This is a genomic window from Kitasatospora sp. NBC_01300, assembly GCF_041435235.1.
GTDB lineage: Bacteria > Actinomycetota > Actinomycetes > Streptomycetales > Streptomycetaceae > Kitasatospora.
Genome location: NZ_CP108408.1, coordinates 3,759,477 through 3,785,695 on the forward strand (window position 1 = coordinate 3,759,477; position 26,219 = coordinate 3,785,695).

28 protein-coding genes are annotated in these 26,219 nt (G+C 72.1%); 14 read left to right on the forward strand and 14 right to left on the reverse strand.

Going from position 1 to position 26,219, the window contains the following annotated elements:
* Positions 1-54: 54 nt before the first annotated feature.
* A complete protein-coding gene (gene purF / locus OG556_RS16740) occupies positions 55-1,638 on the reverse strand; it encodes an amidophosphoribosyltransferase (RefSeq protein ID WP_350880611.1) in 1,584 nt (527 codons plus the stop codon).
* Between the two features lie 242 nt (positions 1,639-1,880).
* A complete protein-coding gene (locus OG556_RS16745) occupies positions 1,881-2,735 on the reverse strand; it encodes a diacylglycerol kinase (protein ID WP_363621220.1) in 855 nt (284 codons plus the stop codon).
* Positions 2,736-2,861: 126 nt separating this feature from the next.
* On the opposite strand from OG556_RS16745, the gene OG556_RS16750 reads away from it, so the two are divergent.
* From OG556_RS16750 to OG556_RS16760, 3 genes are all read left to right on the forward strand, one after another.
* Positions 2,862-4,145: an adenylosuccinate synthase gene (locus tag OG556_RS16750; protein ID WP_371517739.1), complete on the forward strand. Its 1,284-nt coding sequence runs from the start codon at positions 2,862-2,864 to the stop codon at positions 4,143-4,145.
* Positions 4,146-4,268: 123 nt separating this feature from the next.
* A complete protein-coding gene (locus OG556_RS16755) occupies positions 4,269-4,898 on the forward strand; it encodes a GNAT family N-acetyltransferase (protein WP_371517741.1) in 630 nt (209 codons plus the stop codon).
* A 60-nt stretch (positions 4,899-4,958) separates the two neighbouring features.
* Entirely contained in the window at positions 4,959-5,159 is a 201-nt protein-coding gene (locus tag OG556_RS16760; protein ID WP_350880617.1) for a DUF397 domain-containing protein, read from the forward strand.
* Positions 5,160-5,210: 51 nt separating this feature from the next.
* On the opposite strand, the gene OG556_RS16765 is transcribed toward OG556_RS16760, so the two are convergent.
* Complete coding sequence (locus OG556_RS16765; protein WP_350880619.1) at positions 5,211-5,369, reverse strand: hypothetical protein; 159 nt, start codon at positions 5,367-5,369, stop codon at positions 5,211-5,213.
* A gap of 309 nt (positions 5,370-5,678) precedes the next feature.
* Between OG556_RS16765 and OG556_RS16770 the strand changes: the two genes are divergently transcribed.
* The 4 genes from OG556_RS16770 to OG556_RS16785 all read left to right on the forward strand — a co-directional run bounded on the left by OG556_RS16770 (position 5,679) and on the right by OG556_RS16785 (position 9,150).
* Complete coding sequence (locus OG556_RS16770; protein WP_371517742.1) at positions 5,679-6,530, forward strand: helix-turn-helix domain-containing protein; 852 nt, start codon at positions 5,679-5,681, stop codon at positions 6,528-6,530.
* Positions 6,527-6,727, forward strand: coding sequence for a DUF397 domain-containing protein (locus tag OG556_RS16775; RefSeq protein WP_063348346.1), 201 nt, complete (start codon positions 6,527-6,529; stop codon positions 6,725-6,727). The genes OG556_RS16770 and OG556_RS16775 overlap by 4 nt, the downstream gene beginning before the upstream one ends.
* A 194-nt stretch (positions 6,728-6,921) precedes the next feature.
* Entirely contained in the window at positions 6,922-8,655 is a 1,734-nt protein-coding gene (metG, locus tag OG556_RS16780) for a methionine--tRNA ligase (RefSeq protein WP_371517743.1), read from the forward strand.
* A 183-nt stretch (positions 8,656-8,838) separates the two neighbouring features.
* The gene (locus tag OG556_RS16785) at positions 8,839-9,150 is read left to right on the forward strand and encodes a helix-turn-helix transcriptional regulator (RefSeq protein WP_063348348.1); all 312 of its coding nucleotides are present in this window, start codon (positions 8,839-8,841) and stop codon (positions 9,148-9,150) included.
* A 90-nt stretch (positions 9,151-9,240) separates the two neighbouring features.
* Here OG556_RS16785 and OG556_RS16790 read toward each other — a convergent pair whose 3' ends face one another.
* A complete protein-coding gene (locus tag OG556_RS16790; RefSeq protein ID WP_371517744.1) occupies positions 9,241-10,143 on the reverse strand; it encodes a methyltransferase domain-containing protein in 903 nt (300 codons plus the stop codon).
* A gap of 148 nt (positions 10,144-10,291) precedes the next feature.
* The gene (locus OG556_RS16795; RefSeq protein ID WP_371517745.1) at positions 10,292-11,290 is read right to left on the reverse strand and encodes an NAD(P)/FAD-dependent oxidoreductase; all 999 of its coding nucleotides are present in this window, start codon (positions 11,288-11,290) and stop codon (positions 10,292-10,294) included.
* A gap of 225 nt (positions 11,291-11,515) precedes the next feature.
* Between OG556_RS16795 and OG556_RS16800 the strand changes: the two genes are divergently transcribed.
* Genes OG556_RS16800 through OG556_RS16810 form a run of 3 tightly spaced genes read left to right on the forward strand, consistent with a single transcriptional unit; the run spans position 11,516 to position 13,205 of the window.
* Positions 11,516-12,571, forward strand: coding sequence for an aldo/keto reductase (locus tag OG556_RS16800; RefSeq protein WP_371517746.1), 1,056 nt, complete (start codon positions 11,516-11,518; stop codon positions 12,569-12,571).
* 59 nt (positions 12,572-12,630) lie between these two features.
* Positions 12,631-12,906, forward strand: a complete 276-nt coding sequence (locus tag OG556_RS16805; protein WP_371517747.1) for a type II toxin-antitoxin system Phd/YefM family antitoxin — start codon at positions 12,631-12,633, stop codon at positions 12,904-12,906.
* Between the two features lie 38 nt (positions 12,907-12,944).
* Positions 12,945-13,205: a hypothetical protein gene (locus OG556_RS16810; RefSeq protein WP_371517748.1), complete on the forward strand. Its 261-nt coding sequence runs from the start codon at positions 12,945-12,947 to the stop codon at positions 13,203-13,205.
* Positions 13,206-13,380: 175 nt separating this feature from the next.
* On the opposite strand, the gene OG556_RS16815 is transcribed toward OG556_RS16810, so the two are convergent.
* From OG556_RS16815 to OG556_RS16825, 3 genes are all read right to left on the reverse strand, one after another.
* Positions 13,381-13,950: a GNAT family N-acetyltransferase gene (locus OG556_RS16815; protein WP_371517749.1), complete on the reverse strand. Its 570-nt coding sequence runs from the start codon at positions 13,948-13,950 to the stop codon at positions 13,381-13,383.
* Between the two features lie 148 nt (positions 13,951-14,098).
* Positions 14,099-14,521, reverse strand: coding sequence for a DUF350 domain-containing protein (locus tag OG556_RS16820; RefSeq protein WP_371517750.1), 423 nt, complete (start codon positions 14,519-14,521; stop codon positions 14,099-14,101).
* Between the two features lie 121 nt (positions 14,522-14,642).
* On the reverse strand, positions 14,643-15,131 hold the full coding sequence (locus tag OG556_RS16825; protein ID WP_363581438.1) for an LURP-one-related family protein: 489 nt from the start codon (positions 15,129-15,131) through the stop codon (positions 14,643-14,645).
* A 91-nt stretch (positions 15,132-15,222) separates the two neighbouring features.
* Here OG556_RS16825 and OG556_RS16830 point away from each other — a divergent pair, with 91 nt between their 5' ends.
* Positions 15,223-15,732 (forward strand): GNAT family N-acetyltransferase, encoded by a 510-nt coding sequence (locus OG556_RS16830; RefSeq protein ID WP_371517751.1) that lies wholly within the window; start codon positions 15,223-15,225, stop codon positions 15,730-15,732.
* A gap of 45 nt (positions 15,733-15,777) precedes the next feature.
* Here the strand turns inward: OG556_RS16830 and OG556_RS16835 are convergent, their stop codons facing one another.
* Positions 15,778-16,032 (reverse strand): hypothetical protein, encoded by a 255-nt coding sequence (locus OG556_RS16835; protein WP_371517752.1) that lies wholly within the window; start codon positions 16,030-16,032, stop codon positions 15,778-15,780.
* Positions 16,033-16,119: 87 nt separating this feature from the next.
* On the opposite strand from OG556_RS16835, the gene OG556_RS16840 reads away from it, so the two are divergent.
* Complete coding sequence (locus OG556_RS16840) at positions 16,120-17,949, forward strand: NHL domain-containing thioredoxin family protein (protein WP_371517753.1); 1,830 nt, start codon at positions 16,120-16,122, stop codon at positions 17,947-17,949.
* 109 nt (positions 17,950-18,058) lie between these two features.
* On the opposite strand, the gene OG556_RS16845 is transcribed toward OG556_RS16840, so the two are convergent.
* On the reverse strand, positions 18,059-19,369 hold the full coding sequence (locus tag OG556_RS16845; RefSeq protein WP_371517754.1) for a M18 family aminopeptidase: 1,311 nt from the start codon (positions 19,367-19,369) through the stop codon (positions 18,059-18,061).
* A 399-nt stretch (positions 19,370-19,768) separates the two neighbouring features.
* Positions 19,769-21,598 carry an acyl-CoA dehydrogenase gene (locus OG556_RS16850; protein WP_371517755.1) on the reverse strand — a complete coding sequence of 610 codons (1,830 nt, stop codon included), beginning with the start codon at positions 21,596-21,598 and terminating at the stop codon, positions 19,769-19,771.
* Positions 21,599-21,812: 214 nt separating this feature from the next.
* On the opposite strand from OG556_RS16850, the gene OG556_RS16855 reads away from it, so the two are divergent.
* Together OG556_RS16855 and OG556_RS16860 are read left to right on the forward strand one after the other, a co-directional pair.
* Positions 21,813-22,316: an SseB family protein gene (locus OG556_RS16855; RefSeq protein WP_063348360.1), complete on the forward strand. Its 504-nt coding sequence runs from the start codon at positions 21,813-21,815 to the stop codon at positions 22,314-22,316.
* A gap of 126 nt (positions 22,317-22,442) precedes the next feature.
* Complete coding sequence (locus tag OG556_RS16860; RefSeq protein WP_371517756.1) at positions 22,443-23,393, forward strand: pirin family protein; 951 nt, start codon at positions 22,443-22,445, stop codon at positions 23,391-23,393.
* Between the two features lie 70 nt (positions 23,394-23,463).
* Here OG556_RS16860 and OG556_RS16865 read toward each other — a convergent pair whose 3' ends face one another.
* The 3 genes from OG556_RS16865 to OG556_RS16875 all read right to left on the reverse strand — a co-directional run bounded on the left by OG556_RS16865 (position 23,464) and on the right by OG556_RS16875 (position 26,110).
* The gene (locus tag OG556_RS16865) at positions 23,464-24,285 is read right to left on the reverse strand and encodes an integrase (RefSeq protein ID WP_371517757.1); all 822 of its coding nucleotides are present in this window, start codon (positions 24,283-24,285) and stop codon (positions 23,464-23,466) included.
* Between the two features lie 341 nt (positions 24,286-24,626).
* Positions 24,627-25,247, reverse strand: a complete 621-nt coding sequence (locus OG556_RS16870) for a TIGR03086 family metal-binding protein (protein WP_371517758.1) — start codon at positions 25,245-25,247, stop codon at positions 24,627-24,629.
* A complete protein-coding gene (locus tag OG556_RS16875) occupies positions 25,244-26,110 on the reverse strand; it encodes an alpha/beta hydrolase (RefSeq protein WP_371517759.1) in 867 nt (288 codons plus the stop codon). Before OG556_RS16875 ends, OG556_RS16870 begins: the two co-directional genes overlap by 4 nt.
* Between the last annotated feature and the right edge of the window lie 109 nt (positions 26,111-26,219).

The window sequence follows — 26,219 nt, forward strand, 5'->3', positions numbered from 1 at the left end:
TGGGGGATGGAACAGCGGTGGGGCCCCGTTTCGCGGGACCCCACCGTGGATTCGTTACGGGCGGCGCAGCGCGTCGGCCGCGCCCGCCCCGCCGAGCAGCGACTGGACGCCGTCCAGGTCGCTGCCGCTGGTCGGCTTGCCGCGCACGGCCGGCGGCTGCTGGCTGCCCTTGATCTCGGCCTCCAGCAGGAGCTTGCCGAGCAGTGCCGGGTCCGGCAGCTCCATCGGGTACTCGCCGTCGAAGCAGGCCCGGCAGAGCCTGTCCTTGGGCTGCTTGGTGGCCTCGATCATGCCGTCGATCGAGATGTAGGAGAGCGAGTCCGCACCGAGCGTGCGGCCGATCTCCTCGACGGTCATCCCGTTGGCGATCAGCTCCGCACGGGTGGCGAAGTCGATGCCGAAGAAGCACGGCCACTTCACCGGCGGCGAGGAGATCCGGATGTGCACCTCGGCGGCGCCGGCCTCGCGCAGCATCCGCACCAGCGCGCGCTGGGTGTTGCCGCGGACGATCGAGTCGTCGACGACCACCAGGCGCTTGCCCGCGATGACCTCGCGCAGCGGGTTGAGCTTGAGCCGGATGCCGAGCTGACGGATGGTCTGGCTGGGCTGGATGAAGGTGCGGCCCACGTAGGCGTTCTTCACCAGGCCGGAGCCGTACGGGATGCCGCTGGCCTCGGCGTAGCCGATCGCGGCGGGGGTGCCGGACTCCGGCGTCGCTATCACCAGGTCGGCCTCGACGGGCGCCTCCTTCGCCAGGCGGCGGCCCATCTCCACGCGGGAGAGGTGCACGTTGCGTCCGGCGATGCTGGTGTCGGGGCGGGCCAGGTAGACGTACTCGAACACGCAGCCCTTGGGCTTCGCCTCGGCGAAGCGGGAGCTGCGCATGCCGTTCTCGTCGACGGCGATCAGCTCGCCGGGCTCGACCTCGCGGATGAACGAGGCGCCGCAGATGTCCAGCGCCGCCGTCTCGGAGGCGACCACCCAGCCGCGCTCCAGCCGGCCGAGCACCAGCGGGCGGATGCCCTGCGGGTCGCGGGCGGCGTAGAGGGTGTGCTCGTCCATGAAGACGAGCGAGAACGCGCCCTTGACCTTGGGCAGCACGACCTTGGCCGTCTCCTCGATGGAGAGGTCCGGGTGGCCGGCGAGCAGCGCGGTCACCAGGTCGGTGTCGTTGGTCGCGGCGCTCCGCCCGGAGCGGGAGACGTGCTCCTCACCGGGCAGTTCGGCGACCATCGCCGCCAGTTCGGCGGTGTTCACCAGGTTTCCGTTGTGCCCGAGGGCCAGCGAACCGTGCACGGTCGCGCGGAAGGTCGGCTGGGCGTTCTCCCAGACCGAGGACCCGGTGGTCGAGTAGCGGGCGTGTCCGACGGCGATATGCCCGTGCAACGACCCCAGGGAGGCCTCGTCGAAGACCTGGGAGACAAGCCCCATGTCCTTGAAGACGAGAATCTGGGAGCCGTTGCTCACTGCGATGCCCGCGGATTCCTGACCGCGGTGCTGCAGGGCGTAAAGGCCGAAGAACGTGAGCTTGGCGACCTCCTCGCCGGGAGCCCAGACACCGAAGACGCCGCAAGCGTCCTGGGGGCCTTTCTCACCGGGAAGAAGATCGTGGTTGAGTCTTCCGTCACCACGTGGCACGTCTTCGAGTCTAGGGCAGCGGGCACGGGCTTCCGGAACCCGGGCGGCCGGGATTGTCTGACGATCGGCCGGTAACGCGCGTAGACAAAACCCCTTACCAGGTGGGGATTTCGGGTGGGGGGAATTCCGGCCGGAGGCGGTTGGCCTTGTGGTTCGCGCCTGTTGGGGCGTTCCGTGTGCGGAGGGCCGGGAGTCGGGGCGGCGGCGAAAGTGAGCCTGCTCACCCGGGGTTCACCCCGGCGTCACGCGGCGGGCAGCAACAGGCCCCAGGCGCCCGGGTGGACCGTCCAGGTGCGGGCGCGGACCGGACCGACGGGGTGGCCGTCCGCCTCGTAGCCGAAGCCGCGCCCGACCACCGAGACGCTCTCCGCCCGGGCCCGCACCAGGGCGCCGGGTGCGCGGATCACCACCTCCAGCACGCCGGCGGCGTCCGCCTCGGCGCCCGGCAGGGTCAGCTGGACCAGCCGCACCGGCCGGTGCACGTCCGCGAGCAGCCGGCCGTCGGCCTCGACCCGGACCCGGGGATTGTGCTCGGCGGAGGACCGGCCGTCCGCCGCGAGTGCGTTCGCCTGCTCGGCCGCAGCCAGTTTCGCCCATAGCGAACGCCAACCACCCGTACGGCCCGCCGGACGCCGCGTCCCGGCACCGGTGATCCGCACCCCTCCCAGCGCCACCCCGCCGCCGTCGTCGACCAGCAGGTCGAGCTTGCGCGCCGCACCCGACAGCACCGCCCGCGCGGCCCGGACCGGCTCCCCCGGCACCCCGAGCGCGCGGGCCGCGGCCAGCTCCTCCGACCGGCCGACCGGAACCATGCCCACCGGATCGGCGCCCAGCTCACGCTGGCGGTACAGGGCTTGGAGCACCCGCTGCAAGGCCAGGTCGGAACCGATCACGACCGGGCGCCGACGACCCCGGTGCGAAAGCACCCGGTCGAGTTCGGACGGGCTCTCCGGATAGACCACCTTGACGTCCGCGCCTCCGCAGAGCACGTCCTTCGCGATCCGCACCGACTCGCCGTCGGTCTGCCGGGCCGCCGGGTCGAGGAGCAGCAGGAGCGGCTCGGGGCCGCCGGTTGCGGGCGTGGACAGGGACGACACGACCGGTCCTTCCTCAGGTAATCTCTCGGTGCAAGAGCCCCTTGCGCTACTGCGCCAGGGGCTTCGTCTATCTCGGGGCAGACTGCGGCCTACGCAGGATGCCCCAACCGGAAGGGGTGTACGCCTGTGCCGGCACTCGTGCTCGTTGGCGCTCAGTGGGGGGACGAGGGCAAGGGGAAGGCCACCGACCTCCTCGGCGGCTCCGTCGACTACGTCGTCCGCTACCAGGGCGGCAACAACGCCGGTCACACGGTGGTCATCGGCGACCAGAAGTACGCCCTGCACCTTCTCCCCTCCGGCATCCTCAGCCCTAACGTGACGCCGGTCATCGGCAACGGCGTCGTCATCGACCCGGGCGTGCTGCTCTCCGAGCTGAGCGGCCTCAACGACCGTGGCATCGACACCTCCAAGCTGCTGATCTCGGGCAACGCCCACCTGATCACGCCGTACCACCGCACCCTGGACAAGGTCACCGAGCGCTTCCTCGGCAAGCGCCGGATCGGCACCACCGGCCGCGGCATCGGCCCGACCTACGCAGACAAGATCAACCGCGTCGGCATCCGGGTCCAGGACCTGTTCGACGAGTCGATCCTGCGCCAGAAGATCGAGGCGGCGCTGCACGACAAGAACCAGATCCTGGTCAAGCTCTACAACCGCCGCGCCATCCCGGCCGAGCTGGTCCTCGAGGAGTACCTCGGCTACGCGGACAAGATCAAGCCCTTCCTCGCCGACACCACCCTCGTCCTGGACCAGGCGCTCAAGGCGAACAAGGTCGTCCTGCTGGAGGGCGGCCAGGGCACCCTGCTCGACGTCGACCACGGCACGTACCCCTTCGTGACCTCGTCGAACCCGACCTCGGGCGGCGCCTGCACCGGCGCCGGCATCGGCCCGACCAAGATCGACCGGGTCATCGGCATCCTCAAGGCCTACACCACCCGCGTCGGCTCCGGCCCGTTCCCGACCGAGCTGCTGGACGAGGACGGCGAGGCGCTGCGCCGCATCGGCGGCGAGCGCGGTGTCACCACCGGCCGTGACCGTCGCTGCGGCTGGTTCGACGCGGTCATCGCGCGCTACGCGACCCGGGTCAACGGCCTCACCGACTTCTTCCTCACCAAGCTCGACGTGCTCACCGGCTGGGAGCAGATCCCGGTCTGCGTCGCGTACGAGATCGACGGCAAGCGGGTCGAGGAACTCCCGTACAACCAGTCCGACTTCCACCACGCCAAGCCGATCTACGAGACGCTGCCGGGCTGGACCGAGGACATCAGCAAGGCCAAGACCTTCGCCGAGCTGCCGAAGAACGCGCAGGCGTACGTGAAGGCGCTGGAGGAGATGTCCGGCGCGCCGATCTCCGCCATCGGCGTCGGCCCGGGCCGCGACGAGACGATCCAGATCAACTCGTTCATCTGAGCCTGATCCGGTCGAGGGCCCTGCGGGACGTCCCGCAGGGCCCTTCGCTTTGCCCGCTCCTCCGATTTTGCACTAGTGCAGATATCCATTGCATCTAGTGCAGCATGGCGCTACCTTTCCGGCATGACCGCACAGCCGCCCACGCCCGTGACCCTCACCGGCCGCCACGTCCGCCTGGAGCCCCTCGGCCGCCACCACCTGCCCGACCTGTGGGCCGGCGTCGGCCCCGACCCGGAGGTCTGGCGCTGGGTCCCCTCCCTCCCGCCCGCGACCGAGGAGGAACTGGGCGCGATGCTCGACGCCCGGCTCGCCGAGGTGGCGGCCGGGTCGGCGGTGAAGTTCGCCGTGATCGACCTCCCCAGCGGCAGGGCCGTCGGCGTCACCGGCTACTACGACTTCAGGCTCGTCGACGAGGTCGTCGAGATCGGCGGCACCTGGTACGCCCGCTCGGTCTGGCGCACGCCCGTCAACACCGAGGCCAAGCTGCTGCTGCTCTCGCACGCCTTCGACGACCTGGGCATGGGCCGGGTCTACTGGAAGACGGACGCGCTCAACGAGCGCTCCCGCAACGCGATCCTGCGCCTCGGCGCCCAGTACGAGGGCGTCCACCGCCGCGAGAAGCGGCGCGCCAACGGCGTGTGGCGCGACACCGCCTACTTCTCGATGCTCGCCGACGAGTGGCCCGCCGCCCGGATCCGCCTCGTCGAGCGCCTTTCGCGCGGTGCCCGACCCCCCGTGCGCCCCCGTTCCTGAACGGCCGCCCGGGAGTTGTCCAGGGTGCCAGGCAGGAACCGCGATGGGAGTAGGGAACCGATGACCCAGCAGTGGCAGAAGTCCACCAGCAGCACCCGGGACGGCGGCGACTCCGTGGAGGTGTCCGTCAACGAACGGGGGCTGATCGAGGTCCGCGAATCCGAGAGCCCCGACGCGATCATCGTCACCACCCCGCAGAAGTTCGCGCTCTGGATCGAGGGCGTGAAGCGCGGCGAATTCGACCACTTCGGCGACGGCTGACCGCACCCTCCGGTGGCCCCCCTCCCGGCGGGGGGCCACCGCTGCCGCGCGCTATTTCTTCTCGACGGCGGCGGAGGAATGGCGGACGACGAACTCGCGTTTTACGGAACGCGGTTCGCGGGGTTGGGCGTTGACCAGCCAGACCAGCCAGCCGACGAATAGGACGGCGAGCAGGAGGGCGGACAAACCGGCGACGAGCAGGCCGTTCACCGGGTGGCGGGAATGCGGTGGGCGGGGGTGAGAAGCAGCGGAAGCGGCATGACAGTCTCCGGTCGGTGATGTCGAGCGTGCCGACCATGCATCTGGTGTGTATTTACGGCTGATTGGCGGCTGTTTAGGCCACAACAAGTCAGTGACTGACGCGGGAACGACCATAGGGTCGAGGTGCAAGACTTGCTACCGAGCGGGAGAACGTTCACTCCATCGTGGGGTATCCCCCATTTCAGTAGCTAGGGCCGGGTAAGCACGGCACACTTCACCGGAAGCATCGACCCGAGCCGCGATCCGGAGAAGAGAGTCATGCCACCCCGCTTGTCGCCGACCGTGCGTCAGCAGCGCCTTGGCATCGAGCTGCGCAAGATGCGCGAACGCGTGGGCGTGACGCCCAAGAGCCTGGCCGCCACCCTGGGCACCGACCTGCCCAAGATCTCGCAGATGGAGAACGGGAAGTCCGGCATCAGCGCCGACCGGCTCCGGCTCTGGGCCCGCACCTGCCACTGCGCCGACGGCCCCTACCTCGACGCGCTGCTCGCGATGACGCAGGACCGGCGCAAGTACTGGTGGGACGGCTACCGCGGCCGGCTGCCCGGCGGGCTCATCGACATCGCGGAGATGGAGCACCACGCCGAGTCGCTGGCCATCCTGCACACCACCTTCATCCCCGGACTGCTGCAGACCTCGGCGTACGCCTCCGCGGTGTTCGCACGGGTCCGGCCGCCCATGCCCCAGCCGGACGCCGACGCCCGCACGGCGTTCCGGATCCAGCGCCAGCGGCTGTTCACCGAACGTCCGAAGCCGTACGCCGCGTACATCCACGAATCCGCGCTGCGCATGCAGTTCGGCGGGGCGGTGGTGCTGCGCGACCAACTGCTCGGCGTGCTGGAGCATTCCGAGCGGCCCGGGGTGGAGATCCGGACCATCCCGTTCAGCGTCGACACCTTTCCCGGGTCCGGAGAGAGCCTCTACCTCGCCCGCGGGCCCGTTCCCGAGCTCGACACCGTGCAGATCGACCTCTCGAACGGGCCGAAGTTCGTGCACACCGACACCGAACTGCAGACGTACCGACAGATCAAGGAGGAGACCGCCGCGGTCGCCCTCGGGCCGGCCGAGTCCCGGGACTTCATCCGGGCCTTACTGAAAGACTTCTCATGACTGAGTGGCGGAAGTCCTCGTCCAGCGGCGAGAGCAACGAGTGCGTCGAGATCAGAGCCGCCGACGGTCTGGTGGAGATCCGCGAGTCGGACCGCCCCGAGATCGTCGTCCGGACCACGCCGCGCAAGTGGGCCGCGTTCGTCCGCGGGGTGAAGGCCGGGGAGTTCGACCGGTACAGCGACTCCGTCGGGCCCTGAGCCACGCCCGCCCCCGCACCCGAGCACGAGCAGCACCCGCCCCTGAGCAGCACCGCCCCTGAGCCCGCCCCCCCCTGAACCGCGCCGTCCTCCCGGCCCGGCGGCGGTAGGCTTGGCAGCCCACAGTGGACCCCTGCGCCTGGCACAGCACTCCGGGTGGGGTGCGCGTGCGGGAGAAATCGGAGCATCCGAGGATGGCTCGGCACCTGATCACCAGCGCCCTTCCGTACATCAACGGGATCAAGCACCTGGGCAACATGGTCGGGTCGATGCTCCCGGCGGACGTCTACTCCCGCTACCTGCGCCAGCGCGGCCACGAGGTGCTCTACATCTGCGCGACCGACGAGCACGGCACGCCCGCCGAACTCGCCGCGCAGGAGGCCGGGCTGCCCGTCGCCGAGTTCTGCGCCCAGGCGCACGACGCGCAGAAGGCGGTGTACGACGGCTTCGGGCTGTCCTTCGACCACTTCGGCCGCAGCTCCTCCCCGCAGAACCGCGAGATCACCCAGGAGATCGCCCGCGAACTCCAGCGCAACGGCTTCATCGAGGAGCGCGCGATCCGGCAGGTGTACTCCAACGCCGACGGTCGCTTCCTGCCGGACCGCTACATCGTCGGCACCTGCCCGCACTGCGGCTACGACAAGGCGCGCGGCGACCAGTGCGAGAACTGCACCCGGGTGCTGGACCCGACCGACCTGCTGGAGCCGCGCTCGGCGATCAGCGGCAGCTCCGACCTGGAGGTCCGGGAGACCAGGCACCTGTTCCTGCTCCAGTCGGAGCTGACCGACGAGGTCGAGCAGTGGATCGCCGCCCACGGCGACGACTGGCCGGTGCTGGCCTCCTCGATCGCCCGCAAGTGGCTCACCGAGGGCCTCCAGGACCGCGCGATCACCCGCGACCTGGAGTGGGGCGTCCCGGTGCCGGCCGACGTCTGGCCGGAGCTGGCGGCCGAGGGCAAGGTGTTCTACGTCTGGTTCGACGCCCCGATCGAGTACATCGGCGCCACCAAGGAGTGGGCGGACGCGGCCCCGGCCGGGCAGGCCCGGGACTGGAAGTCCTGGTGGTACGAGGCCGACCACAGCGTCCGGTACACCGAGTTCATGGCCAAGGACAACGTCCCGTTCCACACCGTGATGTTCCCGGCCACGATCCTCGGCTCGCGCCAGCCGTGGAAGAAGGTCGACTACGTCAAGGCCTTCAACTGGCTGACGTACTACGGCGGGAAGTTCTCCACCAGCCAGAAGCGCGGCATCTTCACCGACGTCGCCCTGGAACTGCTGCCGGCCGACTACTGGCGCTACTTCCTGATGGCGCACGCCCCCGAGTCGGACGACTCCAGCTTCACCTGGGACCTCTTCGCCTCCGTCGTCAACAAGGACCTCGCCGACACCCTCGGCAACTTCGTCAACCGGGTGCTCACCTTCAGCCGCAAGCGCTTCGGCGACGCCGTCCCGGCCGGCCACGCGCCCGGCGAGGCCGAACAGCGACTCGGCGAGCAGATCGCCGCCCTGCTGGCCGAGTACGAGGCCCAGTTGGACGCGCTCAACTTCCGCAAGGCCGCGCAGGGTCTGCGCGCGCTGTGGAGCGCGGGCAACGCGTACCTGGACGAGAAGGCGCCCTGGCTCCAGGTGAAGACCGACCCGGACGCGGCGGCGCTGACCCTGCGCACCGCGATGAACCTGATCCAGCTGTACGCGGTGGTCTCCGAGCCGTTCATCCCGACCGCGGCGGCGGCGATGCGCGGCGCCTTCGCCCTGCCCGCGGACGCTCCGGCGGTCGGCCTGTCCTGGGTCGGCCCGGAGCAGGCGCGGGCACTGGACCTGGTGCCGGCCGGGACGGCGTTCACCGTGCCGCCGGTGCTGTTCGCCAAGATCACCGACGAGGACCTGGCCGGCTGGACCACCCGCTTCGGCGGCCAGGAGGGCTGAGCCCCGGCGGACGGCCCGGGGCCCGGGCCGTCCGCCACCTGCCTGACGCCGTAGGGAATCTGACGCACCATCACCGATGCTTCGTCCAGGGCATCGGCACCCCACCCGGCGGCACCGCACTGCCCCACCGACCGGCGTCGGTTCGCCGATGCCCTGCCGTCACACGCCGGTACGCTTCCAGCCATGGATGTTGACCTGGTCACCGCCCTGCGGGCGATCGCCAACCCGACGCGCCTGCAACTGCTGGCATGGTTGCGCGAACCCGAACGCCACTTCCCCCTGGAGGAAGCGGTCGCCGACCCGCGCGAGGTCGGCGTCTGCGTCAGCCACATCCAGGCCAAGGCCGGTCTCGCCCAGTCCACCGTCTCCGCCTACCTCGCCGAGCTCCAGCGCGCCGGCCTCGTCCGCGCCACCCGCATCGGCAAGTGGACCCACTACCGCCGTGACGAGGCCCGCATCGCCGCCCTCATCACCGCTCTCGGCCACACCCTGTAGGCCTCTGCCTGTGGGCTCCTGCCTGTGGGCTCCTGCCGCAGCCGGGCGGAGACTCCCCGCCCGGCTGCGGCCGGCTCGGCCGCACGGCCGTCAGGCGGCCTTGCGGGCGGTGTGGACGGTCATGGCCGAGAGGAAGAAGGCGTCCGGGCGGTTCAGGATGCCGGTGGGGGTGTCCTCGGCGAGGAGGGTGTCGAGGGTGGTGCGGTCCTCGGGGGCGAGGTTGTCGGCGAGCTGGTCGCGCAGGCGGGCGAGTTGGGTGTGGAGGTGCTCGCGGGCGGGGCGGGCGAGCGGGGCCGGGTGGTCGATCAGGAAGGTGCGGGTGCCGCTGGGGGTCAGGCCGGCGCGGGTGAGCATGGCCGGCCAGTCCTCCACCTCCTCGGTGGCGCCGGGCAGTTCGGCGCGCATGGTGCTGAAGCCGTCCTCGTGCACGGCGTCGAGCCGGGCCTGGAAGCCGGGCCGGCCGAGGCCGAAGTCGCGCGGCAGGTAGCGCATCGGCAGGCCGCGTTCGGCGACGGCCAGCAGGCCGCCGGGCCGGAGCGTCGCGGCGAGGGAGGTCAGGGCGGCCTGCTGGTCGCCGAGGTGGTGGATCGCGTTGCCGGACCAGATCAGGTCGGCCTCGCCGAGCTTGCCGAACTCGGCGGGCAGGTCGGCCTGCTGGGTGCTCAGACGGCCGCCGGAGCGGGCCCGGGCGCGCTCCAGCAGGGCGGCCGACTGGTCGACGGCGACCGTCTCGGCCTCGGGGAAGGCGTCCGCGAGCAGTCCGGCGATCACCCCGGGCCCGCTGCCGACGTCGAGGACCCGCCGCACCCCGTCGGTCTCGCCGCGCAGGGACCGCAGCCACTGCGCGGCCCCGGAGATGGCGGGGGCCCGCAGTTCGGCCTCCCGCTCCAGGTGGGCGGCGAGGGCGTCCCAGTCGAAGTCGGCGGCGGGGACGTCGCCGTGGTGGTGCCCGTGCTGGTGGCCCTGGCCGTGCCGGTGCTGGTGTTCGGACATCGTGGGTTCTCCGATCGTGGGTGACGGAAGGTCGGACGGGTGACGCCGGTCGGACGGGTGACGCCGGTCGAATGGGCGACGCCGGCGAATGGGCGACGCCGGCGAATGGGTGACGCCGGGCAAGGGTGCCGGGGGGAGCTTCCCCCGCTCAGGCGGGGACGGCGGCGCCGGACGCGCGGTGTTCGGCGACCGCCCGTCCGACCTCCTCCGCGACGAGGTCGTGGTCGAGGTCGAACGCCGCCGCCGCGCCCGCCCCGGCGGCGACGACGACCTGCGCCCGCGGGTCGGCGACGTTGCCGACCGCCCAGACGCCGGGGACGCTGGTGCGGCCGGCCCGGTCGGTGGTGACCCAGCCGTTCTCGTCCCGGGCGCATTCCAGGCCGAACAGCAGCGCGTCCCGGGGCACCGGCTGCGGGAAGACGAACACGGCCTCGCGCGGCACCACCCGGCCGTCCGCGAGTTCCACGCCGCGCAGCCGGTCGGCGTCCGTCACCAGCTGGGTGATCCGGCCTTCGACGACCCGGACGCCGCGGGCGGCGAGCCGCTCCCGCTCGGCCCCGGTCGGCGTGAGGATGTGCGTGATCAGGACGACGTCCGCGGACCACTGCCGGAGCAGCAGCGCCTGGTCGACCGCGCCCGGGCCGGTGCCGAGCACGCCGAGCGGGCGGTCGCGGACCTCGTAGCCGTGGCAGTACGGGCAGTGCAGCACGTCCCGGCCCCAGCGTTCGAGCAGGCCCGGGAGCTCCGGGAGCCCGTCGCGCAGGCCCGTGGCGACGACCACCCGGCGCGCGTGCAGCACGGGGCCGCCCGCCAGGTGGACGGCGAAGCCCGTCCCCGCGGCTTCGGCATCCGCGACGGCCTCGACGTGGTCGACCCGGGCGTCGATCAGGTCGACCCCGTAGCCGGCGACCTCCGCCCGGCCGACCTCCAGCAGCGCCGCCGGGGGCATGCCGTCCCGGCTCAGGTACCCGTGCATGTGGGCGGAGGGGGCGTTGCGCGGCTGGCCCGCGTCCACCACCGCCACCCGGCGCCGGGCCCGGCCCAGCACCAGCGCGGCGCTCAGCCCGGCCGCGCCCGCGCCGACCACCACCGCGTCGTAGTCGTCCCGGGGGGCCGTCGGCCCTGCCGTCCTCATCGTGTCGCCCATGGCGCTCACCTCCACCGCCAGGCTGCGACCGGACCAGCCGTATCGGCAAGCTTTGTTGCCGTTTCCGCAAACAACGCACCCCGACCGGCCCCGCCCGTCCGCTCCGCGCCACGGGCCCGAACTCCCCCCCGGTGGACGGGGATCCGGACCGACCCTTGCCATGGAGTGCACTCCAACTCCTAGCCTCTGACGCACCACCGGCCCACCACCAGGGGGAGCAGCACCATGCGATACCGCGTTCTCGGCGGCACCGGCATCGAAGTGAGCACCTACTGCCTCGGCACGATGATGCTCGGCTCCGTCGGCAACCCCGACCACGACGACTGCGCCCGGATCATCAACACCGCGCTCGACCACGGCATCAACTTCGTGGACACCGCCGACATGTACTCGGCCGGCGAGTCCGAGGAGATCGTCGGCAGGACGCTGGCCGCCCGCGGCGACCGCGACGAGATCGTGCTCGCCACCAAGGGGCACTTCCCGATGGGCGAGGGCCGCAACCGCAGCGGCAACTCCCGGCGCTGGATCCTCCGGGCGGTCGAGGACAGCCTGCGCCGGCTGCGCACCGACCGGATCGACCTCTACCAGATCCACCGGCCGGACCACACCACCGACGTCGAGGAGACCCTGTCCGTCCTCGGCGACCTCGTCCGGGCCGGCAAGATCCGCGCCTTCGGCTGCTCCACCTTCCCCGCCGAACAGATCGTCGACGCGCACCACGTCGCCGAGCGCCGCGGCCTGCCGCGCTTCCGCACCGAGCAGCCGCCGTACTCGCTGCTCGCCCGCGGCGTGGAGCGCGACGTGCTGCCCGTCGTCCAGCGGCTCGGCATGGGCGCACTGACCTGGGGCCCGCTCGCCTCCGGCTTCCTCACCGGCCGCTACCGCAAGGACCGCCCGGCCGACCTGACCACCGGCCGCCCGACCATCAACCCGGGCCGCTTCGACCCGGCGCTGCCCACCACCGTGGCCAAGCTGGAGGCCGTCGAGGCCTTCACCGCCCTCGCCGGGGACCTCGGCCGCACCCTGCCCGAACTGGCCGTGGCCTTCCCGCTGGCGCACCCCGCCGTCACCTCGGTGATCCTCGGCCCGCGCACCCACGACCAGCTGGAGGCGGCCCTCAAGGGCGCCGACCTGGTCCTCGACGACGCCACCCTGGACCGCATCGACGCCATCGTCCCGCCCGGCACCAACGTCTACCACCCCGACGGCGTCTGGCAGCCCCCGTCCGTCACCACCCCCGCCCTCCGCCGCCGCCCCACCACGGACCGCCCGGCGGGATAGCCGAACCGGCCGCCCCCGTGAGTGCGACATGGTGCATTACGGCGCGACACACTGGCCTCATGAAGACCATCACGCAGCGCGAACTCGCAGCGCGGTCCAAGGCCGTGCTCGACGATGTCGAAGCCGGCGAGATCTACCACATCACTCGCAACGGCACCGAGATCGCCGAAGTCCGGCCGATCAGCAGTCGCCGCCGATTCGTCCCCGTCGAGGAGCTCCAGCGAAAGTGGCGGAACGCGCCGACGGTCGACGCGACGCAGACGCGCGCGGAAGCCGACGCCTTCTACGGCGATGAGGACCGGATCGGCGGCGACGACCCGTGGGAACGGAAGTGACCGGGCGACGCCAACGCGGACTGCTCGACACCTGCGTCGTGATCGATCTGCCACAGATCGATCCACAGCTCCTGCCAGCCGATGCCGCGCTGTCGTCCATCGTGCTGGCCGAACTCGCCCAGGGCGTCGCCATGGCCAAGGACCCGGTGCAGATGATGGCCAGGGCCCAGCGACTCGCGGACGTGGAGGCGGAGTTCACCACCCTCCCCTTCGACCGCGAGGCAGCTCGGCGGTTCGGCACCCTGACCACCCTCACGATCCAGGCCAAGCGGGACCCCCGCCCCACCGCATGGGCCTGATGATCGCGGCAACCGCGGCCGGCCACGGCCTGCCGCTCTACACGCGGAACGCGGGCGACTTCGTCGGCCTGGAGCAGGGCGTCGAAGTCATCCCCGTGTGAAGAACGGCCCCGCTCCAGTGGTGCCGTCGCCACTTCCGGACGGGTCGCCGCCACCGGCCGCCCGCGGGAAGCCGCTACTCCCTCGGGGCGGCGAAGCAGTGGACCACGACCGTGCGGTCGGCGGCCCACTGCTGTTCGCCGCTGCCGAGCCAGGTCCAGCCGAGGCGGCGGTAGCAGGCGTTCGCCGGGGCTGCGGTGGCGAGGACGTCGAGGACGGGGTGGAGGCCGAGCGCCCGCGCGTGCGCCACGGCGGCTGCCGCCAGCTGTGCGCCGATCCGGTGGCCGCGCGCCGTGGGGGCGACGTAGAGCCGGCCGATCACGGCGGTGAGTTCCGGGCGGCCGCCGGTGCGGCGGCTCCACAGGCCGGGGGCGACGTCGCCGGGGGCACTGCGGGAGAGGCCCACGTGCCCGACCGGGCGGCCGTCCAGTTCGGCGACCCAGGCGGCGAGCAGGCCCCCGGGGGTGAGCCAGGCGGCGGGTCGGTCGGGCCAGTCGGCGGGGTAGCCGTCGGTGGCGTGGACGTCGCCGAGCACCCGGACGCAGTCGGCGAGGTCGGTGACGCGGCGCCGTCGGACGGACACCCCTGCCCCGGCCTGCCGCGAGCCGGACGCGACGACGTTGGCGCGTTCTTCAAGGTCAGCCATGCCGGTACGTTACCGGCCGGACCCCACCGCCGCAGCAGGTCGGCGACCCCGGTCGGATCCTCATCCCCACCGCCGGCCGTCGGCCGACGCTCCATCAACCGAACGTGCGGCCGGACGCGCCCAGGCGCTCGGGCGCTCGGGCGGGCCGTCAGGCGATCGCGGCCGACACCACCGCCGCGACCGCGATGTTGCAGCTGGCCGAGACCCAGACCGCCGGGTGCGGCTCCGGCTCGACCAGGATCTCGCCGAGCCTGCCGGGCGTCAGCAGGTCCACCGCCCAGAAGGCGACGGCCATCAGCACCAGCCCGAGCAGGCCGTAACAGGCGGTCGAGAGCAGGCCCTTGGCGAAGTCCGCGTAGGTGTACATGATCGCGGTGAAGACGATGCCGCCGATGCCGAGCAGCGCGGAGCTGAGCAGCACGGCGGCGTTGCGGTTGCGCTCGACCCAGATCTGGTGGCCGAGCCTGCCGGGCGTCAACAGGTCCACCAGGCCGACGCCGAGGAGCAGCAGCACCACCCCGAGGGCTCCGTAGGCGGCCGCCGCGCCGAGCCCGTGCAGGATGTCGTTCATCGTGGTCCCAGCCCCCGGTCCGCTCGCCGATCCCCGACCGGCCTGGTCAAGGGTTGGCAAAAGATACCCCACCGAGGTGGGCGGCGGACCGGGGAAGCAGACCCCTGACCTCAGTGGGGGATCAGTGTTCCTCGTGCACCAGGTGGTCGACGCAGGCGGCGATCGCGAGCAGCAGGCCGGTGTCGGCGCCGTCGGCGATCTCCACCCCGTAGGTGTCCCGGATCCGGAACCACTTGCGGGAGATCCGGGCGAGGTCGTCGCCGTGGTGGTTCTCGATCCGGTAGTCCTTGTCGATCAGGTTGCCGTGGATCTTCAGCTCGCCGCCGGAGGCCAGCTCCACCAGGTACTTGTCGCGGAACGGGGTGAACAGCTTCTCCCGGACGGTCGCGATCACCTCGCCGTCGGCGTCCTCGATCTTCATCGCGTCGCGGACGGTGAACGCCTTCTCCTTCACCACCGCGACCACCCGCCCGTGCGCGTCCTTCAGCTCGAAGGTGTGCCGCAGCCGCAACACCTTGCCGTCCACCAGGTACGCCTTGTGGCCCCGGTCGTCCTCGATCCAGTAGTCGTCTCCGACTGCGAACAGCTTCTCCCTGACCAGGTACCGCACAGCGGCCTCCTCCGTGTCGACGTGACCCCCATTCGACCCGATCCCCCCGCCCGCCGGGAAGCACCGCCGCACACGGGCGTTCAATGGCGGCATGCGTCCCGACCCCACCGCCCCGCTGCACAGCGAGCGCCTCGACCTCCTCCCGATCGGCCCCGAGCACGCCGAGGAGCTGGCCGCCGCCCTCGCCGACCCCGCCCTGCACGCCTTCACCGGCGGCTCCCCGGCCACCGCCGACGACCTGCGCGTCCGCTACGCCCGGCTCGCCGCCGGCTCCCCCGACCCCACCGAGACCTGGGGCAACTGGGCACTGCGGCTGCGCGCCGACGGCCGCCTCACCGGCTACGTCCAGACCACCGTCCGCCCCGAGGCCGCCGAGCTCGCCTGGGTGGTCGGCACCCCCTGGCAGGGCCGCGGCCTGGCCACCGAGGCCACCCGCGCCCTGCTCTCCCACCTCGCCGCCACCGGCGTCGGCACCGTCACCGCCCACATCCACCCCGACCACCACGCCTCCGCCGCCGTCGCCCGGGCCCTCGGCCTCACCCCCACCGGCGAGCAGCAGGACGGCGAGACCCGCTGGCAGACGGAGCTCCCCCGGCCCTGACCCCGACCTGACCCGGCCCCGGCCCCAGCCCCGGACCTGACGCCCTCAGTCCTCCTCGCCCGGCGCCGGATGCGGGTTGACGGCCTGCCCGTCGATCGGCTGCCCCCAGTAGTCGTCGCCCTCGGCCCCCACGCAGTACCCGGAGCCCTCCACCCACCCCCCGGCGTCCTGGCACTGCTCCGCGGTGACGTCACGCGGAGCAGGCCGGGCGGCGGCCGCCGAGGCGGCGCCGGCACCGGTGGCGAGCAGGACAGCGGTCGCGACCGTCAGGGCCGACCGGAGCAGGGGTGAGGTGACCATGCGGACAACGACAGCACGACCCCCCTTCCCCCACCCCGCCGACACGCCCCGGAATGCCGCCCGACCACGATGCGGTTGGATACAGGCATGGCATCTCGTGCACGTGTACGCGCCCCCGAGCTGGTCGGGGCAGGCGGTTGGCTGAACACCGGTGGCAAGGAGCTGACGCTCGCCGACTTCCGGGGCAAGATCACCGTCCTGGACTTCTGGACGTTCTGCTGCATCAACTGTCTGCACGTCCTGGACGAGCTGCGGGAGTTGGAGGAGAAGCACCGGGACACCGTGGTGATCGTCGGGGTGCACTCGCCGAAGTTCGTGCACGAGGCGGACCACCAGGCCGTGGTGGACGCGGTCGCCCGGTACGAGGTGCACCACCCGGTGCTGGACGATCCGGCGCTGGCGACGTGGAAGCAGTACGCCGTGCGGGCCTGGCCGACGCTGGTGGTGATCGACCCGGAGGGGTACGTGGTCGCCCAGCACGCGGGCGAGGGCCACGCGCACGCGATCGCGCGGCTGGTGGAGGAGTTGGAGGCCGAGCACGCGGCGAAGGGCACGCTGCGCCGCGGCGACGGCCCGTACGTGGCGCCGGAGCCGACCGCGGGGGACCTCAAGTTCCCGGGCAAGGCGGTCCGGCTGCCCGACGGGCACTTCCTGGTCGCCGACTCCGGCCACCACTCGCTGGTGGAGCTGGCCGAGGACGGCGAGACGGTGGTCCGCCGGATCGGTGACGGGCAGCGCGGCCTGGTGGACGGCACCAGCCCCCGGTTCAGCGAGCCGCAGGGGCTGGCGCTGCTGCCGGAGGGCTCGGAGTTCGACGTGATCGTGGCCGACACCGTCAACCACGCGCTGCGCGGCGTGCGGCTGGCGGACGGCTCCGTGACCACGCTGGCGGGCACCGGCCGCCAGTGGTGGCAGGGTTCGGCGACCGAGGGCCCGGCCCGCGAGGTGGACCTCTCCTCGCCGTGGGACGTCGCCTGGTTCGACGGCCGGGTGTGGATCGCGATGGCCGGCGTGCACCAGCTGTGGGCGTACGACCCGGCCGCCGGCACGGTCGGCGTCGCGGCCGGCACCACCAACGAGGGCCTGGTGGACGGGCCCGTCGGCGAGGCCTGGTTCGCCCAGCCGTCCGGTCTGGCGGTCTCGGCGGACGGCGAGCGGCTGTGGGTGGCCGACTCGGAGACCTCCTCGATCCGTTGGCTCAGTCGATCGGACGGGGCACGTGAAACCGGGACGGTCCACACCGCCGTCGGCACCGGCCTCTTCGACTTCGGCCACCGGGACGGCGCGGCCGCGCAGGCGCTGCTCCAGCACCCGCTGGGCGTCACCGTGCTGCCGGACGGCTCGGTGGCGATCAGCGACACCTACAACCACGCGCTGCGCCGCTTCGACCCGGCGAGCGGCGAGGTCACCACGCTGGCCACCGATCTGCGCGAGCCGTCCGGCGCCGTCCTGGTGGACGGGGACATCGTGGTGGTCGAGTCGGCCCGGCACCGGCTGACCAGGCTGCGGCTGCCGGAGGAGGCGGTGCGGGTCGAGTCGGTCGCGCACCGCACCCAGCGGGCGGCCACCGAGGTCGCGCCGGGCGCGTTCCGGCTGGACGTGGTGTTCTCGGCGCCGAGCGGCCAGAAGCTGGACGAGCGGTACGGCCCGTCCACCCGGCTGCTGGTCAGCGCGACCCCGCCCGAGCTGCTGGTCTCCGGCGCCGGAGCGGACAGCGACCTGTCGCGCGAGCTGGTCCTCTCCGAGGAGGTCACCGAGGGCGTGCTGCACGTCTCGGCGATGGCCGCGTCCTGCGACGACGACCCGGAGATCGAGTTCCCGGCCTGCCACGTGCACCAGCAGGACTGGGGCGTGCCGGTGAAGCTGGTCGCCGGCGGCGCGCGCCGGCTGCCGCTGGTGCTCGCCGGACTGGAGTAGCCCGTCCGACGCGGAAGGGGCCCGGCGGAGCGTACTCCGCCGGGCCCCTTCGCCGTTGAGGGGGGATCACCCGGGATCAGCCCGGGATCAGCCCGCGATCAGCCCGCGATCAGCCCTCCAGGAACGCCTTGATCGCGCTGGCCAGCAGGTACGGGTCCTCGGCGCCGCACAGTTCGCGCGCCGAGTGCATGGACAGCGCCGCGATGCCGCAGTCCACCGTCTTGATGCCGAGGCGCGCCGCGGTGATCGGGCCGATGGTGGTGCCGCAGGGCATCGCGTTGTTGGACACGAAGGACTGCCACGGCACGCCGGCCTTCTCGCAGGCGGCCGCGAACACCGCCCGGCCGACGCCGTCGGTCGCGTAGCGGTTGTTGACGTTGACCTTGAGGATCGGCCCGCCGTTCGGCAGCGGGTGGTGGCCCGGCTCGTGCCGCTCGGCGTAGTTCGGGTGGACGGCGTGGCCCATGTCCGAGGAGAGGCAGATCGTCCCGGCGAGCGCCCGGGCGCGGTCCTCCGGGGTGCCGCCGCGCGCGTGGACGGTGCGGTCGAGGACGTTGCCGAGCAGCGGGCTCTGCGCGCCGGTGTCCGACTCGCTGCCGGTCTCCTCGTGGTCGAAGGCGGCCAGCACCGGGATGTACGGCAGGTCGGCGGCGCCCTCGGCGGTGGCGACGGCGGCCAGCGCGGCGGTGGCGGCGTGGACGGACAGCAGGTTGTCCAGGCGCGGGCCGGCCAGCAGCTCGCGGTCGCGGCCCAGGTAGGCGGCCGGCTGGACGTCGTGCGTCATCAGGTCCCAGCCGGCCACGTCGGCGGCGTCCACGCCCGCGCGCTCGGCGACGTACGAGATCAGCGAGCCCTCGTCGACCGGGCCGAGGCCCCAGATCGGGGTGAGGTGGCGCTGCTTGTCGAGCTTCATGCCGTCGTTGACCTGGCGGTCCAGGTGGATCGCGAGCTGCGGCACCCGCAGCAGCGGCTCGTCCAGCTGGACGAGCCGCGAGCTGCCGTCCTTCAGCGCGAGGCGGCCGGAGAGCCCGAGGTCACGGTCCAGCCAGGTGTTCAGCGGGACACCGCCGTAGATCTCCACGGCGACCTGGCGCCAGCCGGCCGAGCCGGTGTCCGGCACCGGCTTGACCCGCAGGTTCGGCGAGTCGGTGTGGGTACCGACCACCCGGAACGGGGTCTCGGGGCGGGCACTCTCCGGCAGGTACCAGGCGATCAGGGCGCCGCCACGGATCAGGTAACGGCCGCCGGCGGCGCCGTCCCAGACGTCGGTCTCGGCGACCTGCCGGAAGCCTGCCTTCTCCAGCCGCTCGGCGGCGCTCGCGACCGCGTGGTACGGGGACGGCGAGGTGCCGAGGAACGCGATCAGATCGTCGCTGTGCGTCCGGTCGAAGAATGCCTGGCGGGCGGCGGCGGTCGACATACTGCTCCTGAGTCGAGGGAGGGCCGAAGCCGGATGGGGAGTCGGCTTCGCACCTTGAGCATATGCCCGTACACGGACAGGGAATTCGGAACCTCCCAACGGATGCAGAACGAGGACACAACCGTGAAGTGACGCCGTGCCGAACTCCGTACACCCAGAGATCCGCGCCGGTCGCGGACGGTCATCGCCACGCCCGGCCCTGTGCCTTGGGCCCCCGAACAACAGGTGCGAAACGGGCGAACTCGGCGACGGGTGCGGGGCGGACGGGCGGCAACGCCGAAGGGCCCGGCGGGAGCCGGGCCCTTCGACGTGAGGGTGCTGTCAGGCGGTCGGAGAGGTGTCACGCCCCTCGCGGCGCCCCTGGGGGCACTGCGGCGGGTGACGGGTGGGGCGAGGGCCTCAGAAGGCCTCCTCCGCCAGGTCCATGATCTCGTTGTCGATGCCCTCGGCGATCAGCCGCTGCGGGGCGACGGTCGGCAGGACGTTCTTGGCGAAGAAGCGGGCCGCCGCGACCTTGCCCTGGTAGAACGGGACGTCCTTCTCCGAGGCGCCGGCCTCCAGCTTGGCCAGGGCCACCGCGGCCTGACGCAGCAGCAGCCAGCCGACCACGACGTCGCCGGAGACGAGCAGCAGGCGGGTGGTGTTGAGGCCCACCTTGTACATGTTCTTGACGTCCTGCTCGACCGAGGTGAGGTCGGCCAGCAGCTTGCCCACGATGGCGTCCAGGTCGCCGACGGCCTTGGCGAGCAGCTCGCGCTCGGCGGCCAGGGCGTCGCCGCCCTCGGCCGCGCCGAGGAACTTCTGGATCTGCTCGGACAGCGCGGTGAGCGCCTGGCCGCCGTCCTTGACGATCTTGCGGAAGAAGAAGTCCTGGCCCTGGATCGCGGTGGTGCCCTCGTAGAGGGTGTCGATCTTGGCGTCCCGGATGTACTGCTCGATCGGGTACTCCTGCAGGTAGCCGGAGCCACCGAAGGTCTGCAGGGACTGGGCGAGCTGCTCGTAGGACTTCTCGGAGCCGTAGCCCTTGACGATCGGCAGCAGCAGGTCGTTGAGGCGCTCGGCGGCCTCGTCGCGCTCGCCGCGCAGGCCGGCGGCCACCATGTCGTCCTGGACGGAGGCGGTGAACAGGACCAGCGCGCGCATGCCCTCGGCGTAGGCCTTCTGGGTGAGCAGCGAGCGACGCACGTCCGGGTGGTGGGTGATGGTGACGCGCGGGGCGGTCTTGTCCAGGAACTGCGAGATGTCGGCGCCCTGCACGCGCTCCTTGGCGTACTCCAGGGCGTTCAGGTAGCCGGTGGAGAGGGTGGCGATGGCCTTCGTGCCGACCATCATCCGGGCGAACTCGATGATCTTGAACATCTGGCGGATGCCGTCGACCTTCTCGCCGAGCAGCCAACCCTTGGCCGGGTGCTTGGCGCCGAAGGTCATCTCGCAGGTGTTCGAGGCCTTGAGGCCCATCTTGTGCTCGACGTTGGTGGCGTAGGCGCCGTTGCGCTCGCCCAGCTCGCCGGTCTCCCAGTCGAAGTCGAACTTGGGGACGATGTACAGGCCCAGGCCCTTGGTGCCGGGCTTGCCGCCCTCGGGGCGGGCCAGCACCAGGTGGATGATGTTCTCGGACATGTCGTGCTCGCCCGAGGTGATGAAGCGCTTCACACCCTCGATGTGCCAGGAGCCGTCCTCCTGCTTGATCGCCTTGGTGCGGCCGGCGCCCACGTCCGAGCCCGCGTCGGGCTCGGTGAGGACCATGGTGGCGCCCCAGAGGCGGTCGGTCATCCGCTGGGCGACCTTCTTCTGCTCCTCGGTGCCCTCGTCGTGGACGACGCCGGCGAAGGCGGGGCCGGAGGAGTACATCCAGATGGCCGGGTTGGAGCCCAGGACCTGCTCGGCGTAGGCCCAGATCAGGGAGGACGGGGTGACCTGGCCGCCGATCGCCTCCGGGATGCCCAGACGCCACCACTCGGCGTCCATGTAGGTCTGGTAGCTCTTCTTGAAGGTGGCCGGGACCGGCGCGGTGTTGGTCTCGGGGTCGAAGACCGGCGGGTTGCGGTCGGCGTCGGTGAAGGACGCGGCGAGGTCGTTCTCGGCGAGGCGCGAGATCTCGCTCAGGATGTTCTTCGCGGTCTCGACGTCCATGTCCGCGAACGGCCCGGAGCCGTAGACCTGCTCGCGACCGAACACCTCGAAGAGGTTGAACTCCACGTCCCGCAGGTTGGACTTGTAGTGACCCATGGCCGTTTTCTCCGGTTCGTCGCTTCCGGGAGACCGCCGCGTTCGGGCGCCCCGTACCCACCAGTACGCATCATGATGCTACCCAGCGGTAACTTGGGCAAGCCCCTGGCGGTGAATCCGCTATGAACGTGGTCACGTCCCACAAGTCGGGACGACCAGTCATTGTCAGGATCGACGCCCGCACGGGCGGGTGCGCTCCCGATAGCCTGTCCGTGTGTACGGATATGACCAGAACGCATACCCGGGCGACCCCTACCAGCAGCAGGCGGGTCCGCAGCCGGGCATGAACGGCATGCCCGGCCCCGACGCCTACGGCGCGCAGTCGCAGGCGTCCCAGCAGTCCCTCTACCCCGAGCCCTCGCCACCGTCGCTGGCGGACGCCGTCCGGGCGTTCACCACGGGCTCGATGGCGGTCGAGGACTTCCAGGCCATCTTCATCACCTCGAAGGTGCACTGCCCGCGCGGCGAGCGGCCCGGCTTCCTGGCGCTGCACAACACGCCGACGCCGGTGATCCCGATGTTCAGCTCGCTGAAGGAGCTGCGCCGGTACGCCGGCAAGGACTCCAAGCACTTCACCGTCACCGGCGCCGAGGTCCTGGACCTGCTGCCGACCGGCTACGGCTTCGCGCTGGACATGGAGGGCGAGCACCGGATGGTGTTCGACGCCAAGGCGGTCGAGCAGATGGTCGACTTCACCATGCGCCGCATGTACGGCTGACCCATCCTGGAGGAGGAGCCCCGCGCTCCTTCGTCACCACATGGTTCAACTTTCAACTTGCTTGTTGTTGAGAATTGAACTAATCTCGTGGACGTAGGCCAGAGGAACACCCCGAAGGAGGCCGACATGCCCGCCGTGACCGTCGACAACCCGCTGACCCTGCCGCGCGTCGCCACCCCGGACCCCGCCGCCACCAGCGCCCGGCCGGTCCTCACCGTCGCGACCGCACCCGAGGGCTTCGAAGGCGAGGGCTTCCCCGTCCGCCGCGCCTTCGCCAAGATCAACACCAAGTACCTCGACCCGTTCATCATGATGGACCAGATGGGCGAGGTGGAGTACGCCGCCGGCGAGCCCAAGGGCACGCCCTGGCACCCGCACCGCGGCTTCGAGACGGTCACCTACCTGATCGACGGCGAGTTCATCCACAAGGACTCGCACGGCGGCGGCGGCCACCTCAGCGGCGGCGACACCCAGTGGATGACGGCCGGCTCGGGCATCCTGCACATCGAGACCCCGCCGGAGTCGCTGGTGGCCACCGGCGGCCTGTTCCACGGCATCCAGCTGTGGGTCAACCTCCCGGCCTCCGACAAGATGGCCGCCCCGCGCTACCAGGACATCCACGGCGGCCACGTCAAGCTGCTCTCCACCCCGGACGGCGGCGCGGTCCTGCGGCTGATCGCGGGCGAGCTGGACGGCCACCGGGGCCCGGGCGTCACCCACACGCCGATAACCCTGCTGCACGCCAGCATCACCCCGGGCGCGCAGGTCACCCTGCCGTGGCGGCCGGACTTCAACGCGCTCGCCTACGTCCTCAACGGCGACGGCACCGTCGGCGCCGAGGGCCGCCCGGTCCACACCGGGCAGGCGGCCGTGTTCGGCGAGGGCGACACCATCACCATCACCGCCGACACCAAGCAGGACTCCCGCCACCCCAACCTGGACGTGATCCTGCTCGGCGGGCAGCCGATCCGCGAACCGGTCGCCTGGTACGGGCCGTTCGTGATGAACAGCCACCGCGAACTGGAGCAGGCCATGCAGGACTTCCAGTCCGGCCGGTTCGGCCACCCGATCGACTGACCGCACCATCCCGGCGGTCACCGCACCGCCCCGGTGACCGCACGGCCCGGGCGCCTCGGCCGTCCGCGCGCTACAACAGCGCGTAGACGGCCGAGGCGTCGTCGTGCGCCTTGCCGCGCGGCCAGCGCTCGCAGGCGGCGTCCGCCCGCTCGACCTCGCGGACCTGCGCGATCAGTTCGCCCGGACCGGACTCGGCGAGCAGCCGCAGCACGTCCGCCCAACTCCCCAGCCCGAAGCGCTCGGTGAAGCGCGAGGCGCCGTCGGTGAGCGCGGCCAGCGCGTGCAGCCGCTCCAGCCGGACGAAGCCGGTCTCCGCGTGCCCGGCCGCCTTCGGGCTGGCCGCGGCGATCCACGGACCGTTGCCCCGGTTGCGGGCGGACCGGACGGCCAGCGCGTACTCCAGGTGCAGCGCGGCCCGCTCGGCCGAGCCGGGGACGGTCGCCCAGACCTGCCGGCGCAGTTCCTCCCCGCCGGGGAAGCGTTGGTTGTCCCCGATCACCTTCGGCGGGCCGTCCTTGTACTCCAGCACCAGCAGCGAGTCGCCGAGCACCAGGTACTCCAGCGACTCGCCGTGCCGGCGGGCCGCCACCACCATCGCCGCGGGGGTGTTGGGGTGGCCCAGGTCGCAGCGGCCGCCGTGCAGCGCGGCCGTCTCCACGATGGCGTCGGCCAGGCACTCGGCGATCGAGCGGTCCACCCGGTCGGTGAGCCGGGCGAGCAGGTGCACGCCCAACCGGCGGACGTACCAGGCGGTTCCGTGCCGGCACCCGGACTCCAGGCCGGTCGGCGAACTCGCACCGTCCAGCAGTACCAGCGCCTCCGGCGAGGCCGCCGCGAAGTCCTCGCTCTCGCGGTCCGGCCGCCGTGCTTCCCCTGCGAGCTGTAGCTGCATCCCGACAGTGTGGCCGCCGCCCCCGGCCCACGCCCAGACCCCTGCGCCGGTGTGGCGCGGGCCGGTCCCCGCCGCCCGGTGGCAGCCGGGGCATTCCGGTCATACCGTCGAATAACGACCGGACAATTCGGCCAATCAGGGCCTGTCAGGTTTGGGATCACCTTCGGGTGTCCGGGCGGCCCGGGACTGACGAGGAGCAGGACATGTTCTGGGAGTTCATCGTGCTGGTGGCCGCCTCCACCGGCTTTCCGACCGCCGCGCTGCTCTTCCTGATCGGCGGGCCGCGCTTCCCCGACGAACAGCGCGGCGGCCGGCACGCCTAGCTCTCCGGACCGGCGTTCCTAGGCCTTCCAGGCCGGGTCCCGCCCGAGCAGGGCCAGCGCGCGGTCGAACCGGCCGCCCGCCGCACCCGGTTCGAGGCGCGGCGCGAACGCCTTGCCCGGCACCCGGTTCTCCGGCGCGGCCGGGACGGCCTCGGCGACCGCCAGCAGGGTCGCCACCAGTGCCTCGTCGCCGTCCACCACGGCGGTGAACGGGGCCTGGACGCCGAGCGCGGCCGCGATGTCCCAGCCGTGCACCAGGGTGTCGAGCAGGTGGAAGCCGACCGCGTGCGCCAGCGGGAAGGGGCCGCCGTGCTGGATCTCCGGCAGCCAGACGTCACGCCCGGCCGCCACGGCCTCGCGGAACGCCGCGGTGAGCTCGGTGCCCGTACGGCGGAAGGCGCCCGCCGGGTCGTCGCCGACCGGGGCGTCGGCCCAGAGTGCGAGGTCGGGCCCGGCGCCGCGGGCGGCCGCGGCGAAGCCCTGGTGCTGGCCGACGATGTGCTCCATCAGCCGGCGCAGCGTCCAGCCCGCGCACGGGCTCGGCAGCTCCAGCTGGTCCGGCCGCAGGCCGTCCACCACCTCGGCGGCCAACTCCATTGATCGGGCGTGCAGTTCGACGAGCTCTCCGGCACGGCTCATGCGGCACTGACCTCCTGACCGGCCGACAGGAAGCCGATCGCGTTGTCGATGACGGTGGGCTCGGCGACGATCCGGCGGTGGCCGAGCCCTCGGGTGACCAGTAGTTCCAGCCGGTCACCGTACGCGGCTTTCAGGCGCCGCGCGTGCGATATTCCGACCACGTCGTCGCCCTCGTCGTGCACCACCAGGATCGGCGGCGACACCTCCTCGGGCCGGTGCGCGGCGTCGAAGCGCCGCCACGGGTCCTCGGTGCCGGCGAACAGCTCGTGCTCGATCCGGTGCCGCAGGTCCCGCTCGATCACCGGGCCGAGGCCGAGCCCGGCGCAGAACGCGCCTGGCAGGTAGGCGAATTCGCTGACCCCGGCGAGGGCGACCAGCCGCCCGGCCCGGACTCCCTCGCGCAGCGCCAGGAACGCCCCGGCCACGCCCAGCGAGTGCGCCACGATCGCCTCGAACCCGCCGTAGCCGTCCTGGAGTTGCCCGGCGATGGCGCGGTACTCCAGCACCGTGGTGGCCCGGCCGCCGGAGTCGCCGTGGCCCGGCGCGTCGAAGGCGACCGGGCTCAGCCCGAGCGCGCGCAGCCGGGGCACGTAGGGGGCGAAGCGCGAGGCGCGGGAGCGCCAGCCGTGCATCAGCAGCACCGGCCGGGCCCCGTCGCCCCAGCGGTAGACGACGACCTCCTTGCCGTTCACGGCGATCCGCTCGACGGCGGCCTGCCGGTGGATCTCCCGCTCGGCGGGGCGGACGGCGCTGCGCCGCAGCGGGCGCTGGAACAGCTCGTACGCGGCGCGGCCGGCCAGCCGGGGCGCCAGGTGCGAGGTGGTGTTGAGGGCGGTGCGAACCAGTGCGAGGGCCGGGTCCATGCGGTCTCCCTGTCGGTGCGGACGGGCGTGCCGGGGTGCGGGGGCCGTGCTCGGTGCGGATATTAGCACGACCGTTCGTACAGTTTTATGGACAGGAAGTCCGCCGCCC